This window comes from Paenibacillus ferrarius (assembly GCF_002027705.1).
GTDB classification, from domain to species: domain Bacteria; phylum Bacillota; class Bacilli; order Paenibacillales; family NBRC-103111; genus Paenibacillus_E; species Paenibacillus_E ferrarius.
This window is the reverse complement of sequence record NZ_MBTG01000026.1, coordinates 69,719-88,555: the sequence shown is the minus strand read 5'-3', so window position 1 is coordinate 88,555 and position 18,837 is coordinate 69,719. Positions and strand designations below refer to the sequence as shown.

At 46.2% G+C, this 18,837-nt stretch carries 13 protein-coding genes; 1 reads left to right on the top strand and 12 read right to left on the bottom strand.

Features of this window, described 5'->3' with window-relative positions:
- Positions 1 to 55 precede the first annotated feature (55 nt).
- From BC351_RS25830 to BC351_RS25790, 9 genes are all read right to left on the bottom strand, one after another.
- Positions 56 to 1,585, bottom strand: coding sequence for an ABC transporter substrate-binding protein (locus BC351_RS25830; protein WP_079416426.1), 1,530 nt, complete (start codon positions 1,583 to 1,585; stop codon positions 56 to 58).
- 104 nt (positions 1,586 to 1,689) lie between these two features.
- Positions 1,690 to 2,622, bottom strand: a complete 933-nt coding sequence (locus BC351_RS25825; protein ID WP_244209174.1) for a carbohydrate ABC transporter permease — start codon at positions 2,620 to 2,622, stop codon at positions 1,690 to 1,692.
- Positions 2,623 to 2,637: 15 nt separating this feature from the next.
- On the bottom strand, positions 2,638 to 3,507 hold the full coding sequence (locus BC351_RS25820; protein WP_079416446.1) for an ABC transporter permease subunit: 870 nt from the start codon (positions 3,505 to 3,507) through the stop codon (positions 2,638 to 2,640).
- A gap of 121 nt (positions 3,508 to 3,628) precedes the next feature.
- On the bottom strand, positions 3,629 to 3,784 hold the full coding sequence (locus BC351_RS42430) for a hypothetical protein (protein WP_158082229.1): 156 nt from the start codon (positions 3,782 to 3,784) through the stop codon (positions 3,629 to 3,631).
- 35 nt (positions 3,785 to 3,819) lie between these two features.
- Positions 3,820 to 5,202: an FAD-binding oxidoreductase gene (locus tag BC351_RS25815; RefSeq protein WP_079416444.1), complete on the bottom strand. Its 1,383-nt coding sequence runs from the start codon at positions 5,200 to 5,202 to the stop codon at positions 3,820 to 3,822.
- Positions 5,203 to 5,629: 427 nt separating this feature from the next.
- Positions 5,630 to 6,370, bottom strand: coding sequence for an RQC domain-containing protein (locus BC351_RS25810; protein ID WP_079416424.1), 741 nt, complete (start codon positions 6,368 to 6,370; stop codon positions 5,630 to 5,632).
- Complete coding sequence (locus BC351_RS25805) at positions 6,367 to 7,326, bottom strand: YecA family protein (RefSeq protein ID WP_079416422.1); 960 nt, start codon at positions 7,324 to 7,326, stop codon at positions 6,367 to 6,369. The genes BC351_RS25810 and BC351_RS25805 overlap by 4 nt, the downstream gene beginning before the upstream one ends.
- 719 nt (positions 7,327 to 8,045) lie before the next feature.
- Positions 8,046 to 13,001 (bottom strand): InlB B-repeat-containing protein, encoded by a 4,956-nt coding sequence (locus BC351_RS25795; protein ID WP_079416418.1) that lies wholly within the window; start codon positions 12,999 to 13,001, stop codon positions 8,046 to 8,048.
- Positions 13,002 to 13,258: 257 nt separating this feature from the next.
- A complete protein-coding gene (locus tag BC351_RS25790; RefSeq protein WP_158082228.1) occupies positions 13,259 to 15,775 on the bottom strand; it encodes a winged helix-turn-helix domain-containing protein in 2,517 nt (838 codons plus the stop codon).
- A gap of 520 nt (positions 15,776 to 16,295) precedes the next feature.
- Between BC351_RS25790 and BC351_RS42980 the strand changes: the two genes are divergently transcribed.
- Positions 16,296 to 16,610, top strand: a complete 315-nt coding sequence (locus BC351_RS42980) for a hypothetical protein (RefSeq protein WP_079416414.1) — start codon at positions 16,296 to 16,298, stop codon at positions 16,608 to 16,610.
- Between the two features lie 33 nt (positions 16,611 to 16,643).
- On the opposite strand, the gene BC351_RS42425 is transcribed toward BC351_RS42980, so the two are convergent.
- The 3 genes from BC351_RS42425 to BC351_RS25770 form a co-directional block, all read right to left on the bottom strand.
- Positions 16,644 to 16,940 carry a hypothetical protein gene (locus tag BC351_RS42425; RefSeq protein ID WP_079416412.1) on the bottom strand — a complete coding sequence of 99 codons (297 nt, stop codon included), beginning with the start codon at positions 16,938 to 16,940 and terminating at the stop codon, positions 16,644 to 16,646.
- Positions 16,941 to 17,424: 484 nt separating this feature from the next.
- Positions 17,425 to 17,844, bottom strand: coding sequence for a hypothetical protein (locus BC351_RS25775; RefSeq protein WP_079416410.1), 420 nt, complete (start codon positions 17,842 to 17,844; stop codon positions 17,425 to 17,427).
- Between the two features lie 4 nt (positions 17,845 to 17,848).
- The gene (locus tag BC351_RS25770; RefSeq protein WP_144028535.1) at positions 17,849 to 18,805 is read right to left on the bottom strand and encodes a ParA family protein; all 957 of its coding nucleotides are present in this window, start codon (positions 18,803 to 18,805) and stop codon (positions 17,849 to 17,851) included.
- Positions 18,806 to 18,837: the final 32 nt, after the last annotated feature.

Below are 18,837 nucleotides of genomic sequence, written 5' to 3'. Positions count from 1 at the left end.
AAATGGTCAAAAGCGAGAATCTATATGATTCACGCTTTACTCCATGGTACTTCGTTTATTTTTTTTGGGTTAGAACCCATGCATCCAATTGCTTTTGTTTCTCAGCGATAATCTTATCCAGTCCAGCCTCTTTCAGCTTCTGAATATATATTGGAAGTGATTTCACGGGATCAATCGTTCCCGTATTGATGGCTGCGTTGTATTCTGTCCTGACATTTCCGCTTGCTGCCACTTCATTCTTAACGTTAGTCGGGTCCCACGCGAAGCCGAGGGCGGGTGACTTAGAAGAGCTGAGGTTAAACTTCTTAAATTTCTCCCACTTGTTCGGATCCTCATTGCTCCACAAGTATGTATTCATTTGATTGCCGAACATCCAGGCCATGCCGGGATTGTATCCGCTGGTTTGAGCGGTGATACCCTCTGGGAAATTCAGAATATTGTTTGAATTCTTGACATAATGCTTGCCTTCGATCCCAAAATCAAGCAGGTTAATCAAATACGGGTCAGTATAAAGCAGGTTGATCAACATCATGGCTCGTTCCGGATTTGCAGAGGTGCGAGAAATCGCCAGCATGGCTCCCGTTGCTTCGCTCGTGGTTGTTTGCGGCTTGATGAAATCTTTTTGCACTAATTCCACCCCGAGCTGCGTGCTCATTTCCGCGTCTTTACCAGGCTTGGTCGGTACGGCAAATGCGAAACCTTTGCCCGCTTTCATTAAATTGTACAGTTGATCATCCTTTAGAGTAGGCGCATCCTGGTTAATAAATCCGGCCTGATTCCAACTCCGCATCTGATAGACGATGTCCGTATATTTCTTAGTTTCAAGTGAGTTAACAACCTTCATGTTGCCGCTATCTGAATCAAGAACTCCATAGCCATCACCAAGTGCGTCCAGAGAGTACCCAGTTATCAAGCCAGTGAAGTTCAAGGTGCCTGATTGAACCAGCGGTGTCACACCCTGCTCCTTATCTTTGATCGTTTGAAAAATAGGAGTAAGATCGTTAAATGTCTTGATCGCATTTAAATCAATATTATATTTCGCCACTAAATCTTTCCGAAAAAGCAAGCCTGCGCCACCCGCGAATTCCTTCAGAGTTGGAATCCCGTAGCTGTGACCGTTGATTTGACTCCCCTTGATCCAATCGGGTCCAAGCGTATCTTTGGCTCCTTGACCATATTTATTCAACAGGTCGTCAACCTGTATGAATTGGCCCTTTGTGACATTAGCGTTATAGCTCAAGTATGAAGCCGCAAACATGATATCGAATTTTTCGTTGGACGTAAACATCAAATTCGCTTTATCATTCCACGCGCCCCAATCGATCGGCTTCAGTTCAATCGTAGCATTAATTTTCTCTGTTAAATACTTGTTTAATTCATCCTGTACCAGCTTCAAGTCCTTAGCCGTCGTGTTTGGATATACCATAACCAGCTTATAAGGATCCAGCTTGCTTCCTTTTGGACTTACCGAAGGGGAGGCGCTTGCAGAGGAGCCCGCAGAGTCGGTTCCTTTACCCGAGCATCCAGACAAAATAACTGATAACACCATAACCGCACTACATACAATTCCGATTTGTTTCTTCATTGCCCGACCTCCAACTTTCATTCCGTATTGTTAAAAACCAGCTTGAAATTCCGAATATTCGCAAGCGCCTGACCTTTCGGAATCACCCCCTTATCGTTGACTTCTCAGCCTTTCACAGCGCCGATAGTCAATCCTTTCACTAAATAACGTTGAAAGAACGGATACGCCAGCACTATGGGTCCGACACCGATAATCGCCATGGCCATTCTCATCGTCTCCGTCGGCGTCGTGGCCAGAAGGGCGGAAGCATTGCCAGTACCCGATTGCTGCGATAAAAACTGAATATCCATCAACGTTTTTTGCATGACATATTGAAGACTGAACCATTTGGCATCCGAAATAAAGATCATGGAGTTAAACCAATCGTTCCAATAGGCCAGTGTATTGAATAACCCGATGGTGGCCAGAACGGGAAGCGAGAGTGGCATGACGATCTGCCACCAGACTCGGAATTCTCCTGCACCGTCGATGGTAGCCGATTCCATCAGTGAGGGTGGAATGCCCTGGAAGAAGGTCCGCATCACCAGAATATTGAAGCCATTCATCAATAATCCCGGTAAAATCAGCGCAAGTATACTGTCTTTGACATTAAGTAGATTCGTATAGACAAGGTACCATGGGACAAGCCCGCCGCCAAAGAGGATTGTGATAAAGACATAGAATGAAAATACATTCCGCAGCGGAAAATCACGTCGGGAAATCGGATACGCGTACATAGCCGTCATCAATAACCCTATTACGGATCCGATTACCGTAGCCATTATGGTAACACCATAAGCATGGAGAATTGAAAACCTATCCTGCCACATGTAGGAATAAGCCATCAAGCTTAATTTTTCAGGAATAAAAGAATATCCATTAACGAAAATTGATTTCTCATCGGAGAACGATACCGAAAGAACTAGGACCAACGGCAGCATAATCAGAATAACGACTATAATGAACAATAGGTTGAGACACAGCTGATACCAGGGAATTTTGCGTTTTTTCGGGATGCTTCCCCTACTGCCTTTCGAAGCCGCATATGAATTTTGCATTAAGTTTCTCTCCTATCAAAACAAAGCATTTTCTTTACTGATTTTGCGAACAAGGAAGTTTACGGTAAAAACCAGTACGAATCCGACTACAGATTGGAACAAGCCTGCCGCAGACGACATCCCGATGTCCCCCATATTCATAAGAGCGCGATATACATAGGTATCGATTACGTTGGTGGTCTCCAGAATGGATCCAGAATTCATTGTAACCTGGTAGAACAATCCAAAATCCGAATTAAAAATTCGGCCGACCTGCAAGAGCGTCATAATGATGATTACCGGAGCAATCAGAGGAATAGTAATCCTCGTAAACTGATGCCATTTATTCGCCCCGTCAATAACGGCTGCTTCATAATATTCTTTTTCGAGACCCACAATCGCAGCCAGATAGATGATGCTTAAATATCCAGCACTTTTCCAGGTATTGACAATCGCAAGAATATATGGCCAAACCTTCGGCTCATTGTACCAGTTCAGCGGATCCAGACCGAAAAAGGGAAGCACCTTATGATTCAAATACCCGTAGTCCGCACTGAGGAAAGCGAAAGCAAGATAGCTGATGATGATAGCTGAGAATAGATGAGGCAGTAAAACAAAGCTTTGATAAAATCGGGCTGCCAGCCGGCTGCGGATCTCATTCAGCAGTATGGCAATCGTCACCGCGCAGACCATATTGATTAGGATAAAGGAAAAATTATAAAGAAGCGTATTTCTCGTAATGATGTAAGCGTCCCTGGTTTGGAACAGAAACTCGAAGTTTTTGAAGCCCACCCAATCGCTGCCCCATATTCCTTTGACATAGTTGATATTTTTAAAAGCTATTACAATGCCGAACATGGGCAAATAATTATTCAGCAGCAAGTAGAGGAACCCCGGCATCATCATTAGCAATAGCACCTTATATTTTCGAAAAAACTTCCACGAATGCAACATCGCGATTGGTCACGCTCCTTCCTCGTATGATTTGTCTTTATTATAGAGCGCCGCACACAGCTCCACACACCTCTTACGTGACCTGAATTTGTATTTTGGTGACATTTTGGACGAATTCATGTGGTGCAATAAGGGCATCGAGCGCCTTAAAACCGCTTGAGGCCGAGGCAATAACAAAAAAAGCAGCCATCGTAGAGGAATCTCTGCGATGGCTGCTGAAGTGTCTCATTTAACCTGCTGACGCAGCCAATTCACCGATGACTATTACCTGCGTGCCGGTGGGATGCTCTGTGGAAAATGGAAGATGTTCTTAGGGTCGTAATGCGCCTTTACTCGTGTCAGTCTGGCGAAATTACTACCGTAGTAAGCCTGCTGCCAGTTTTTAATTTGGAGGTCTGGTGTATTAACATAGACACCGCGGGTATAAGGGAGCATCGCCATACGGAAGTTCTCTACCCAACCGATTCCCCGTCTCGACTCCGCTTGTGTGTTCCAGGTTGCAGTCGGAGTCATATTATACAAAGCCCGGCGATAGTTGTAAGCTGTAGCGCGATTCGGTACCTTAGCAACCGCACCGCCTAAGCCGTGAAATAAAATGGAGACCCCAGAAGTAGGCGGTGATTCAATGTAACGTCGTATTGTCGCAATGGCAGCCTCGGGCAGCCGGTGATAGACGTAGGGTCCAACACTTTTAAAAGGAAAAGGAGTTGTTGGCGTAGTCTTCGCTACTCGTCCAACGGACTCAATCCAAGGTATCTCCTCAATAACTACCTTCCGTGGCGACCCGGACCGAAGTAATGGCTGGAGTAATTGTCGCAGCTCTTTAGCAGATCCGAGGAAGACGCCCTGCATCAATATTTGAGAATCTGAAGACTGCTTGTTTGAAGATCTTGATTGTGAGGATTGCCGTCCATTTGCAATCCCAAGTGTAACGGTGAGCCGCTCGTTAGCTCCTGGAACCGTATAGCCCTGCCAAGTCCGAAGGACTGCTTCCAAATCACGAAGGTCCCACCCGATTTCGGCAAAACCAACTGTTTCAATGGGGTGAGTACGGAAGCGGAAGTTTGTGCAGATTCCGAAGTTTCCACCACCGCCACCACGTAATGCCCAGAAGAGGTCAGGGTTCTTGTTGGCACTGGCGCGAATCAAACGTCCCTCAGCGTTAACCATTTCGATATCGACCAAATGGTCGAGCGTTAGACCATAGGGACGAGACAGAATACTGTGACCGCCTCCAAGAGTAACTCCAGCAATACCTGTCGTTGGACAAAGTCCTACGGGCACTACTAACCTTTCGTTCCAAAGTGCTGAGTTCAAGGTCCCACCCCTAATGCCCGCCTGCACCGTGGCAATGCCACGCTTGCGGTTCACATCCACATCGTGCATATCGCTCACGTCAATTACAATTCCTCCGTCAACAACAGATAAGCCCTCGTAACTGTGACGGCCAGAGCGCATACGGATCGGTACGTTATTATAGCGAGCCCAACGAAGGGCATTGATTACATCTTGAGTCTTCTGAGCAAATACGATCACTCGCGGAAATTTGTTAAAGTAGGTGTTGAACTCACGACGAGCCGAGTTGTATTGGGAATTCCCTGGCACAACAATACGTCCCGTTAGTTCCGGTTCCTTCCCACGTCTCATTATTCGAGGAGCGTATCGTTTATCGATTATTAATCCTAGAATTTTGCATTTCTTCTTATTCTTCTTCAGCCTTCGCAGCACATTAATACTGACTTTCAATTTACGCCTTGGATTTTTTACGTTCAATCCTTCCACATCCCTATCCACATTTTTTGCTTTTACCGAAGCAAAACAGCTGCTGTAGACCATGTTCTCGTATACATAGGATGTTAGCCTGAAAAGAAATGCTTGGATGAACGTGGAGAACTGTGAGGAAATTTATTTTGTGCTATTCAAGGTTAACGGATCTCTCTTCGTTAGTTGCCATTCTCCCTACTCTCTAAGTTAATATAAATAAAAATGAGCCTAAACCATCGCTACAAAAATGGCTTGGCTCATTTTTATTTTGTTTTCCACATTTCGCCATCGCGAGATGCTATTGATGCAGTTAGACTTTTTCCAAGCAGTTCAAACAGCTTTCTGGAAACCGTAAACCTTCACTCATGTAATAATCAGGGTTCGTTTCATCGAATATGAAAGGAGCCCCACATTGCTGACATGCCATGATAATCGGATCGCTCGTGCGGATAAGCAATGATGTAGCCCGTTCCCGTTTTAACCGCTCCCATTCCGTATTGTCCAATCCATCAAGCTGCTTCAACACTTCGATTACCTTCCGAATCTCAGCCTGAACTTTCTTGAAATCGATATTTTCCCATTGAGTCAAATAAGGTATGTACTTCTGGTTCCCGGAGCATAAAATTTTGTACAGGAATAAGAAAACCAATCCCCTGTTACGTTCTTTCAAATATTCCATGCTGATCGGAGTAATGTTGTTCTCTATCCATCGATCCCATTCCTGCAGAAATTCTTCGGCACGCCGTTCTCTTTCAACTGCCCAGCCGCGCGAAGAGAATACGATCATGGGCAGCTTACCGCGCGTCTCGACTTCCAGAAATCCGGTGTGAATCATCTGATCCACTTTAACCATGATCTGCTCCAAGGAAAGGTCCCTGTAGAAACCGTACGAAGGATTTCGATCTAATCCCAGCTCCAACAATTTCTTTTCTTTCGAGCCCTTCAAAATTTTAGAGAGCAACGTTCGTCCGCCTTCGGCGATGATATCGTCGGCAGCCCTCAGAATCGCCCGCGATTCGAGTTCCGACAATGGCAGATTTCCTCGTTTCATTGAATCATCAGTTCCTTTATCCGTTCTTCCAAAATGTCTTTGTCTGACGAAGCCTTCTCTAACCCTAGACGGTACAAGCGCAGCGCTTCACCCTTATCGCTTGCTGACGTAAAGCTACGCCTTGGATTATACATATCCCCCCATCCGACATATCCCCAGGCCCATTCGGGGTGCTCGTCAGTCAGCTGCTTAAAGAGCGCATTGCCTGTGTTTATATCGCCTTTATAGAAGTGTGCTTCCGCATACGAGCGGTGCACATTCAATTTATTATCCTTACTCATGTCCGTCAAATGCTTCAGCATATCCCAATATAATAGAATTAAACGGTCCCAGCTTTCTGGGTACTCCTCCTGCCGATTCCAGCACTCTTTTATCATGTCGGGTTCCGTATCGAAGAAAACAGCATTCATTTCATATGGGAAGTCGAATCTTTCCATAAACTGTTCTAATGAGCGACACTTATAGGGAAGAAGAATATGATCTCTAAGCGCCGCCCATATTCCCCAAAATCGTTCCAGTATTCTTTCATCAGGATCATTGTCCAAATAATCTTCAAGCATATCCTCTAAGTGGTATAAGGAGAATTGATCCGGAAGCCACCTCTTCCAGAGCTCTTCTGCAGCCAACAAAGGAAAGTCTTCATCAAAATCATCGATTGACGGTGATAACTGGCTTATCCACTTTTCACTAATTTCGTCAGCGCTGATATGCCCTGCAGCCTGTTTGGCAAATTGAGTTCTATTCGTTCTGATGCCCAATTCATTCAACTTGCCCAAAATCTCAGCTTCACTCATCGCCTCCAACTTCTCCACGTTCCAAGTACGTTCGGCAAAACTCTCGAAATCCCAAAGGGCTTTAACCTTTTGGGGAATCGGCTGGTCATATTTCGGGATGCAACACTTCTTATATTTGGCTCCGCTGCCGCAAGGGCATGGATCGTTTCTGCTGACTTTCATTGTTACCTCCAGAAAATCAATATTGGATTTTTAAACTATTATATCATGGACATTATGAAGTAAAAATAAAGAGTAGGTTCTCAGCAGACTCCTAACATCCTTCCCGGTTTCGGCCAATCGCGGCCGCAGATCCATAACTTTCATCGGCCTGATTCCTTTAAAACATGACCGGATCCCTGGGCTCGGCCAGCTCGGTCGCTTTAGATATATACAGCCGGAAGGAATATTGAAATGTCCATCTAACTTACTAACGAAGCTCACTCACCGATGATTACCCTAGCGGTACATTTCAATGCCGTGCTCCCTCCGCTAACGCTCCGGTCCGCGCGGACGAACCCTGTAGGGGTTCTCCTCCTTATAGAACAAAAGAAAAAAGCACCCACAAAGGGCGCTTCTTTCTTTTGTTAGGAGGTGAGCCGTTGATGGGTAAATCCACAATTCGTCGCCGCTTGATCAGGTTGTTCGGTGAAGTGACGTAGACTCAACCGTCTCGATCATCCACGATCATGACTCACAACACGATTCCACCTCCAATGTTTCTGACCGTAACAGGGAATCCCTTTCTGCAGGATTGGCAGCCGCATCCCACTCTTACTAATCCGGTGCCGAAACGCACCTTTTCGATGTTGATATGCATGTTGTCCAAACCGTTTGAACCTTTTATTCACAAACAAGGCTGCTTTGAATTTGACTTCAAAGCAGTCTTGCAAGAGGTTCATTTACTTGCTCTTTTGCGCCAGCATCTTCAATAACACCGTTACTGCCTCTGCTCTCGTTGTCTTATTCACAGGAGCAAATTCGTCCGCGCCTTTGCCCTCGATAATGCCAAGCTTCTTCATGGCCGCCACTGCGCCTTTCGCCCAGCCCGGAATGTCCTTGTCATCCGCGAAACCTGTTGCCATTGTAGCTTCAACTGACTGTCCCAGCGCCTTGGCGATCATCACTGCCATCTCCGGGCGAGTGATTTCGGCATCCGGACGGAAAGTGCTGTCCTCGTAGCCTGTAATGATACCTGCATACACCGCTTGTGCGACCGACTTCTGCGCCCAAGCGCCGATCTTCGCCTTATCGGTGAAAGATAGTGCCGAGCCGTCCCCTTGCGGTTTGAGCGCGTTCATTAGCATGACCGCAAATTCCGCGCGCGTTACGGTATGATCCGGCTTGAACATGCCGTCCGGATAGCCGCTGACGATTCCGGCGCTTACCGCTTGCTTGATAATAGCTCCCGCCCAGTGTCCAGAGATATCGCTGAAGTTGACCGCCTGCTTCGTGTCTGCCGTCGAATCTGAATCTTGCCCTTCGCCGAATACCGCATACTTCGTGAAGTGATTAACTTTTACGGTGATAGTATTGCCGTTTACCTTGCCACCGACTTTCACCCATACCTTCTTCGCTTCGTCATAGTAGAATACGGAAGGCTGTTGACCTTTCTTCATGCTTTTCGGATCGAAGGTGAAGGTCAGCGTGATCTCCTTGCTGAAGTTCTCCGGGAAATTCTTCAGAATTTCGAATACCGGGCTGGCCAGAACATCGTTTTTCGTGAGCAACTTTTGAGTGTCCGCCACTTTTTCAATCGTTAATTTCAGCTCTTTGCCGGAAGCATCGGCAGGAATCGAGATGTTGACCGCATCACCCAAGCTAACCTCACCCATTTTGCCGACGGGGAGCGTCAGTGTACCGTCGGTCGAGGTAACTATATTGCTTGTGGACGTTGATGATGAACTTCCACCGCCGCCGCTTGAAGTGCTGCCCGTGTTGTTGGCCGTCCACTTCGCGTACAGTGTCACATTCGTCGTTCCCATGCCGAACGTAGTGCCTGCGTTATAATTCGTTCCGCTTCCGTCCTCAGCTGTGTTCCAACCCGAGAACGTATAGTCGGTCTTTACCAGATTTCCCGTGTTGTCGTACACCGACACCGTGACGCTCTGCGCATACGAGCTGCTGTCGGTCGGTGCGCTGCCTCCGGAGTTGCCATTACCGTTATAGGTTACGGTGTAGGTAGGATTCGCCGTCGGATTCGCCGTCCACTTCGCGTACAGCGTCACATTAGCCGTTGCCATACTGAACGTAGTACCTGTGGTATAAGTCGTTCCGTTGCCATCTGCTTGCGTGTTCCAACCCACGAACGTGTAGCCGGTCTTCACCAGATTTCCCGTGTTTCCATACACCGAAATTGTGACGCCCTGCGCATACGAGTCGCTGTCGGTCGGTGCGCTGCCTCCGGAGTTGCCATTACCGTTATAGGTTACGGTGTAGGTAGGATTCGCCGTCGGATTCGCCGTCCACTTCGCGTACAGCGTCACATTAGCCGTTGCCATACTGAACGTAGTACCTGTGGTATAAGTCGTTCCGTTGCCATCTGCTTGCGTGTTCCAACCCACGAACGTGTAGCCGGTCTTCACCAGATTTCCCGTGTTTCCATACACCGAAATTGTGACGCCCTGCGCATACGAGTCGCTGTCGGTCGGTGCGCTGCCTCCGGAGTTGCCATTACCGTTATAGGTTACGGTGTAGGTAGGATTCGCCGTCGGATTCGCCGTCCACTTCGCGTACAGCGTCACGTTCGTCGTTTCCATGCTGAACGTAGCGCCAGCGGCATAAGTCGTTCCGTTGCCATCCGCTTGCGTGTTCCAACCCGCGAGCGTGTAGCCGGTCTTCACCAGATTTCCCGTGTTTCCATACACTGAAATTGTGGCGCCCTGCGCATACGAGCCACTATCGGTCGGCGCGTTGCCAGATGTAGCGCCGTTGCCGTTATACATCACCGTATACGCCGGGATAACCGCTACCGTATACGTGACCTTCGTGGTCCCATCCTGCGCGGTAACAATTACCTTCTCGCCGGTTGCCAAAGCTGTAGCTACGGTTGTTCCGTCTGCATCGTACACCTCAAACGTTGCATTCGCTGCTGGCGTGATCGCTGCCTTGAATGCCGTTAAGGTAGTTCCGTACGGAATGTTCGTGATGCTTTCATTCGCGGTTCCGCCTGTGCTTACCGTTCCTATCGTCGAGGTCAACGTTGCGGCTGTGCTTACGCGCACTGTTACCGTATACGTGACCTTCGTAGTTCCATCCTGCGAAGTAACAATGATCTTCTTGCCCGTTGCCAAAGCAGTCGCTACCGTTGTTCCGTCTGCATCATAGACTTCAAACGTTGCATTCGCTGCTGGCGTGATCGCTGCCTTGAATGCTGTTAAGGTAGTTCCGTACGGAATGTTCGTGATGCTTTCATTCGCGGTACTGCCACTGCTTATCGTTCCTATCGTCGAGGTCAACGTTGCGGCTGTGCTTACGCGCACTGTTACCGTATACGTGACCTTCGTAGTTCCATCCTGCGAAGTAACAATGATCTTCTTGCCCGTTGCCAAAGCAGTCGCTACCGTTGTTCCGTCTGCATCATAGACTTCAAACGTTGCATTCGCTGCTGGCGTGATCGCTGCCTTGAGGTCAGCTAACGTCGTGCCGTATGGAATGTTCGTGATGCTTTCATTCGCGGTACTGCCACTGCTTACCGTTCCTATCGTCGAAGTCAACGTTGCGGCTGTGCTCAGTGTCTGAACAGGGATCGCCCCGCTCTTCGCCGATTCACCCGCCGCATTGAATGCGCTCACCGCAAACGTATAAGAGCTGTTCGGTGCCAGCCTGCTCACCATGTAGGTGGCGCTGGTCACAGTGATAATCGGCGTATTGCCTCCATCTTTGTAAAGGTAATAGCCTTTCGCTCCTGCTACGGCATCCCATGATAGCGTAGTCGATGTAGTCGTGGTGCTGCTAGCCTGCAGATTCTCAGGTGCTCCGGGAGCAATCAGTTGCTCTACACCGTTGTTTCCCCCTGCATATAGGTTGCCATTTGCCCATAGGAGGGAATTTATTTGATTCGGCGAACCACTTACCTGTTCCCATGTACCGTTGCTGTACGACCATATGTCATTATTATCGTTATCAGTCCCTGCATACAGCGAACCGTTCACATTCAGCAAGGCGTTCACACTACCCGGCGTATTGCTGGTCGTCATCTGCGTCCATATGGGTGGAGTTGCGTTCGAATCGTAGGTCCATACGTCATTGCTACCATTAAAAGTCCCCGCATACAGCGTTCCATCGACATTGAGCAAGGCATGCACACTAATCGGCACATTGCTCATCGTCATCTGCGTCCATTCGGGCGTAGTCGCGTTCATGTCATACGTCCATACGTCGTTCATTCCTGTTCCCGCATATAACGTACCATTCACATTGATCAAGGCATTCACATAACTTGGCATATTGCTTGCCATCATCTGCGTCCATTCGGGCGTAGTCGCGGCAGTATCATAGGTCCATATGTCATGGTCACCGTTATTCGTCCCCGCATATAGCGTACCGCCTACATTGAGCAAGACATACACATTACTCGGCGCATGGCTGCTCGTCATCTGCGTCCATGCGGGCGTAGGCGCAGTTGTATCATAAGTCCATACGTCATTGTCATTGTCGTCATTACTAGTCCCCGCATACAGCTTGCCGTTTACATTGATCAAGGCATACACATAGCCCGGCGAGCCGCTCATCTGTGTCCATCCGCCACTGGCCGTGTACGCCCATACGGCGTTAGTGTTGTCATCTGTCCCTGCATACAGCGTGCCATTGACACTGAGCAAGATGTTAGTTCTGCCTGGCAAAACGCCCATCTGTGTCCACGTGCCGTTACTGTACGTCCAAACGTCTTTGTTTCCGGTCTGAGTCCCTGCATACAACGTTCCGTTGTCATCGAGCAAGGCATATACACTGCCCGGTGCGCCGGTCATCTTCACCCAACCGCCGCCAGTCGTGTACGTCCATACGTCGTCGGAACCGGAACCGGAGGCAGTCCCCGCATACAGCGTGCCGCTCACGTAGCGCAAGGTTTTCACTCTGGCCGGCGCACCGTTTATTAGCGTCCATGTACTGTTGCTGTTATTGTACGTCCAAACGCTGCGGTTGTCTCCGTTTAGAGTCCCCGCCGCATACAGCATGCCGTTTACACTAACCAACGAAGCTACATATTTGGGATTGCTAACGCCGCTGCTTATCTGTGTCCAGCTACCGTTACTGTTCGCCCATACGCCGTTGCTTCCAGTGCCTGCATATAGCGTGCCATTTATATAAGTCAAGGCTTGTGCATCGCCCGGCGAACCCATCATCTTCGTCCAACCGCCAACAGCCGTGTACGTCCATACGTCGTTGCTAGAGCCATTCGAAGCCCCTGCATAAATCGCACCGTTTACATCGATGATCAAGGAATACACATTGCTCGGCGAGCCGGGCATCTGCTTCCAACCGTCACTAGTCGTATACGTCCATACGTTGTTGCCGTCACCCCAAACCCCCGCATACAACGTGCCATTTGCATCAACGAGCAAGGTCCTCACATAACTCGGCGAGCCTTCCATCTGCGTCCAAGTGCCATTAGTGTTCGACCATACGTCATTGCCGAAGTTCCCCGTCCCTGCATACAACGTGCTGCCCACTTTAAGAAAAGTTTGCACGTTGGACGGTTGCACAGTTTGTCCCACCGCTGCCCAAGTCGGCGAAGTCGCATGGGCTGCCTTGCCTGCCCCCATGAATGGGATGAGCATTAAGGCGAGTAGACATGCCAGAACGATCCTCCCAGGTCGGGAAAACCACATCTTAAGTCCTGATGTAGATAGCTTCATAAATTCGTATACACCTCTTCATTTATCATTATGATTGCAATCGGCGATGTAGCGATACAAGATTACTACAGACGACAAATAACGGTATTTTCTCGCTGCATTTGTCGATCATTGCCACTTTCGTCCTAATATAAGACGATTTCAACAAAAAAAAAATCCCCCATCTATAGGGAGGGACGTCCAAATAATGGGGGATATACATTATGCCAATATTTATTGTATAATCATGATTTTCTTCAATTGCGATAAATAGCTCGCTACAACCATTGGAATTCTTTTCCTTGCTCCAGTGCCTGTTCTCTGCTGTTCACATGAAGTTTTCTATACATACTCTTCAGATGGCTCTTGACCGTTTCGGCTGTGATCTGGAGTTGTTCGGCAATCTGTTTATTCGACAGCCCCATGTCAATCATCCGTAATATTTTTAATTCCTGTTTGGTGATAAGGGCTCCCGAGCTTGCAGTCTCATTCATATGATCCGACATCAGCAGAAGCAATTCCCTGGCGTATAGCACGCTCGCAGACTTACGGTTAGCGTTGATCTGCCTTTGCCGGATATATTCACGTAACAGCTCAGCCATCTTGGCCCCTTCATCCACGAAACTGCGGATGTATTTCCCCGGTTCCGCCAATTGGAGTGCCGCCTCCAGCTTCATTACAGCGTTCGTCATATCTCCTTTTCGATAAAAAGCCATGCTTTGCAGGATGGTCACCTTAACCTTATCCCAGGTCCGATCAGCCTTATCGACAAGCCGGTACAATTGTTCTAGCAGTTGCAAAGCTTCATCAACTTCCCGGTGTTCCATAAGGGCACTTGCCAAATAAAGATATTCTTTGATCGGACCGAGCGGGATCCTATCACTATGCTTAATGCCGCATGCTTGCAGCCAATGCTCATCGAAAGAACCGTTCGCAAGCGACAAATTTGCCTTCTCCGCCTCTATCCTCCTCATAAACATTCTTTTGTCCACTGAATCGATATTAGGTTTAACCCACTCAAGCAATTCAAACGCTTTGGCCGAATCTCCTTTGGCCTGATAGATCCGCGCAGCATTGATAGTAGCACTTAACAGAATAAGAGCATAGGGCTGCATGCACGTTGACCTCAGTACCCTCTCCGCATAAGCTGCAGCTTCTTCCAAGCGGTTCCATTCATATAACAGCAAACTGTACGTATTGTAGAAAAAACCGACATAGGGGTAATTGTCTCTATCCTCCCATACTTTGATCCATTTATAAAAGAATCTCTCCGCATCATGCAAATCATGGAAAAAGCTCAATAATGTGTCGAAATACATCGAATACGAGTTCGCTTCAATCATCTGGATGTAGCTGCCCCCCGGCGTATGCCGATCAAACATCTCAAAATATTCATTCGCCCGCCTGAAGTCTCTTCGGTAAAAAGAAACAGCTGCGGACAAAAAATGAACGGTTCCTGCGTAAGGTTTCCATTCCGGATCCGATAGCTTGTCCTCCATTAGGCGAAGTCTGGCTTGTGCTAACTCCATTTCATTGGTTTCCACCATCACTTTGACATAAAGAAACTGAATTCCCGGCTTTCCAGTAAAACAGGTTTCTGGTAGATCGCACAACCATCGATAAAGCACCCCTCTCTTCGCATGAAGATTTTGCAGATGCTTTTCGATCAAAGTGCTTGCTTCTTGATGATGCCCGTCCACAAACAGTTGCTCTACCGCTTCCTCCAGAAATCCGTGCTCCTCCAACCAATGGGCTGCCTTGACATGCAACTCCTTCGATTGTCCGGCATACCTCTGCCGGAAAAGCCTCCGTAAAAACTCGGAAAACAAATGATGATAGCGATACCATTTCCGCTGATCATCCAAAGAAACAATGAACAAATTATGCTGTTCCAGCATTTCCAGCAGCTCCTGACAATTCACTTGCCCCGTAATCGCCTCGCACAACGGGCCGTTTATCCTGTCTACAATCGAAGTCTTCAATAGAAAGGACTGAATCTCGCTTAGCTGGAGACTAAAAACCTCCTGAAACAGATAATCGGATATGTTACGGTGTTCCCCGCTAAAGGCACGGATAAAATCCGAATAATTGCCACTTCTTTGCAGCGAAATGGCCGCAAGATACAGTCCGCTGATCCATCCCTCCGTGCGGTCGAGCAACACAGCTACCTTTTCCCCCGAAAGTGACAATCCCATGCAATCCTGAAAGTAACGAATTCCCTCTGCAAGTTGAAATCGCAGCTCCTGAATCGTGATCTTCACCATTTGGCCAGTCGTCTGCAGCCTTGCCGTAGGAAAGGGCATTTCAGCCCGGCTTGTTACATAGAGGTGGATGTGAGCGGGCAAAAAGCCAAGAAAATAAGCCACAGAAGCGTGAATGGGGGCAAGATCGATCGTGTGATAATCGTCCCAAACCATGACCAATTCATCCGAGAAGCTCTCAAGCTCGCATATCATGGCTGAGATGAATGACTCAAACGCACCAGACTTTAGGGATGGCAAATACGGGGTGACCCTTTCCGCAAATTTGGGGTTCTTACTATTGACTGCAGCGATTGTATAGCTCCAAAACTCAATCAAATCATTATCTTGAGGGCCCAAGGAAATCCATACGGCAGGTATGGCGAACTGCTGCAGCCACTGACTCAAAGCTGTTGTTTTTCCGTACCCCCCGGGAGCCGTTACGGATGTAAGTTTGCTCTTTAATCCTTTATTTAATAGCTCGGTGATCGCCGTTCGCTCAACAAGGTCATCGCGTCGCGTTTGCGGGATATGGAGTTTGGTACTCAGAATCATGGATCGGCACCTCGAATCTAACTGTGAACATCTTTTCATCATTATATCTGATTCTAATGATTTCAAGATAGGTCTCACTCAAGGAAATTCTCTCCTTGGACTATTCCCATCCGGCAGAAAGGATGCATACACGCTGAAAGGCTAATACTCTATTGGGCCCAAAAATGAATGTAAGCGCAGCAGACGCATTCCAGTAGAATGTGAGGGAACCGACGGGCGGACGATAAGGCGTTTCCTTTTGCAGAGGAGCCGCTAACCTTAGGTCTGCTAGCTGTCAAAACCCGTATAGTCCCCCGCCCATAAACATGTACTCGAAAATTAGCCGATAAATAAGCAGCAACCTGGAGCAGATAAAGCCAAGGAAGTTTACATGCTTAGCGGCTTAATAGTATGCGGAGAATGCCTCAAAAACGTTGGCACCCAGTACGCTATGATGAGAAATACGAAATTCAGCGGGCGAAACAAACTGAAATACGTTAAAAAGGCGAGAGAGAGCGCCTAGCCAAGAGTCTCGAAGTCTTTGAACGCCAAATCACGAACATCATTAACGCCATCGCCAGTTGAAACCGAATCAATAACAGAAAAAGCAGCCATCACAGAGGACTCTCTGCGACAACTGCTTTCTCAGTTCGAGGTCCACGTCGCAAAGCGAGACATTCCTGAGATCAAGAAGTTCATCGCCAGCTATGTGGAAAAGGTAATCGTCTACGAAAAGCATGTAGAAGTTATCCTTAAGGTCCCCGTTGTGGATTTGTTGTATGGAGGTGAGCCGTGGCTTGGTAAATCCACAATTCGCCGCCGCGTGATGCTTAGATTATTTGGGGAGGTAGCTTGAATTGGGCCATTGTATTATTAATTTTTGTTATTTTCAGGATAAAGATTTATTACCTCTTCTTAGTAATCCATGTTCACCGGCAATTCTGTTAATAGTTGAAGCAGAAGAATTATGACGTTCAGCGATCTCGTCATAAGTATATAGTGGTTTTCCAGACCCAGGAAACCTTTCTTGCTGGAGGTCATCTTTAATATGACGCAAAATATGTACGTCATAGTCCTTCTTTAATTTACGAAATTCATTTTCAAGAGTATTAATTTTATTTTCGTTCTTTGTAGTACGAGCATCAATCTGATTTTCTTTGCGAATTTGCTTACTTTCTTTTGACAATCTACCCAACTCCTATAATTAAATTGATTACTTATGAATTATGATTTCCATTTTGAAATAAAATATCCCCTTATTGAAATTATTTATTCCATTTCAGGCTCGTGTTTCCCGCCCGTTTTATTTCAGATATTCCGAACATAACATCTACCAATCCAACCTTTCCCGTTCATAATATCTGGCCAATAATTTTATAAAAGCAGCCTCAACGAAAGAAACCTTCGACTACCATACCAGTAACAGTATCGCCATCCATTCCTTGTTGATCTTCATGAACACCTTCAGTCGAAAAGTTAAATAAAAAAAGCCAACCCCTATATTGAAGTTGACTTGAATATTGTGAATGTAAGATATTGAACCCTTGTCCGGCATTACTTGTTGTGGATTTGTATGGACAAGGGTTCGATTTTCCGAGCCGTGGCTGAGTAAATCCACAATTCGCCGCCGCGTGATGCTTAGGATGTTTGGAGAGGTGGCATGAAACACTTCATTTAGAGATATCTGAACTTTGAGCTGCATCTTCTGTAGTATATCGGTTTGAATATCTCTCTGACATTTTATTATTTAAACTCACCATATTATAGTGATTTGCCAACATATCAATCAGCGACGTTTTATTGTCTCTTTGTGCGAAGACCAAATTAGTTGCTGTACAAATCGATTCGATCTGTTTCTTTTCATACTCATTCAGATATGTAACAATATCATCTCGATTTGATGTTTTTAGATATTCTAAAGTCTCCTCTAAATCAAAATATTTCTTTTGCTTGAGCTTCTTCGAAGCGACAGGCTGTCCTGTGACCTTTGTACGAATGTCTTTCAACATTTCATCTACTGTATTATCTTTATATACTTCAAGGATATCAGAAACGACTGAAAATAGATTAATTAGAGTTCTTACTTTCATTGGCTCACCTACACCTTTTTACAAATTCTATACTTATTTCCCTCAAGAAATCACCTTGCCTTTTTGCATTGGCGAACTTATTTTCTAATGCAAAAACAGGATATGCCATTGCAGAAGCTCTGGGGATTCCATCACCATAAGTTAAGTATTGGCTAAAAACATCATTTTTAAAAAGTTGTTGAAGCGATTGCATAATATTGAACTGTGACTTTTTAGGCTTTTTCCTATACTCACGTATGTTGTTTAATACAATACCTAAGAGTTTAGTTTCATTATAATCTTGTGAAGCTGCCATGAAATTATTATTTAAATTGTTAACTGCATTTGACACTGCCATTATACCATATGAAGACAATTTATCAGCAATTGTTGGAATTAAATAATAGTCACTAGCATAAAGAGCGTTCTGAGTTATGTAGTTTAAATTAGGAGGGCAATCTATAAGTATATAATCATACTTATCACGTACACTTTTTAAAATTGCATCGAGTATCTGAAATTTATAAACATCTGTTTGGAGTAAATTAGGCTTTATCTTAGGCTTAGGCTTAGTATTATGCTGAGCAATAAACATATCCGTATAAATTAAATCCGGATGAGACGGCACCAAATCAATATGATTAAAAACATAGTTTGGCTCACGACTCCGCACTTTTTCTTTTAATATTATATTATTCTCAATATCAAATGTACCGTCATCCAAGTATTTTTCAAATATATCTTTTATAGTTGGAATAGGTGTATCTTTCTTATACGTTAAATCTTCGAATTGATTATCACCTAGACATGCAATTGATAGATTACATTGAGCATCTGCATCTAGCAGTAATACTTTTGGGTATTTTTCGAGCCCTAGTTCTTTACTGTACTCCAATTTTTGCAGACCAACTGCAATATGGTGGGTAATTGTCGTTTTACCAACTCCACCCTTCCAATTAATAACGCTAATAACTTTCCCCATATCACACCTCTTCAAGCAAGAGAATTCAGTTC

Bases quoted from the DNA above. Each gene is read 5' to 3' on its own strand.
- BC351_RS25775 (WP_079416410.1), bottom strand. From the start codon at position 17,844: ATGAAAGTAAGAACTCTAATTAATCTATTTTCAGTCGTTTCTGATATC.
- BC351_RS25825 (WP_244209174.1), bottom strand. From the start codon at position 2,622: ATGCAAAATTCATATGCGGCTTCGAAAGGCAGTAGGGGAAGCATCCCG.
- BC351_RS25815 (WP_079416444.1), bottom strand. From the start codon at position 5,202: ATGAGACGTGGGAAGGAACCGGAACTAACGGGACGTATTGTTGTGCCA.
- BC351_RS25790 (WP_158082228.1), bottom strand. From the start codon at position 15,775: ATGATTCTGAGTACCAAACTCCATATCCCGCAAACGCGACGCGATGAC.
- BC351_RS42430 (WP_158082229.1), bottom strand. From the start codon at position 3,784: ATGAGACACTTCAGCAGCCATCGCAGAGATTCCTCTACGATGGCTGCT.
- BC351_RS25810 (WP_079416424.1), bottom strand. From the start codon at position 6,370: ATGAAACGAGGAAATCTGCCATTGTCGGAACTCGAATCGCGGGCGATT.
- BC351_RS25830 (WP_079416426.1), bottom strand. From the start codon at position 1,585: ATGAAGAAACAAATCGGAATTGTATGTAGTGCGGTTATGGTGTTATCA.
- BC351_RS25770 (WP_144028535.1), bottom strand. From the start codon at position 18,805: ATGGGGAAAGTTATTAGCGTTATTAATTGGAAGGGTGGAGTTGGTAAA.
- BC351_RS25805 (WP_079416422.1), bottom strand. From the start codon at position 7,326: ATGAAAGTCAGCAGAAACGATCCATGCCCTTGCGGCAGCGGAGCCAAA.
- BC351_RS25795 (WP_079416418.1), bottom strand. From the start codon at position 13,001: ATGAAGCTATCTACATCAGGACTTAAGATGTGGTTTTCCCGACCTGGG.
- BC351_RS25820 (WP_079416446.1), bottom strand. From the start codon at position 3,507: ATGATGATGCCGGGGTTCCTCTACTTGCTGCTGAATAATTATTTGCCC.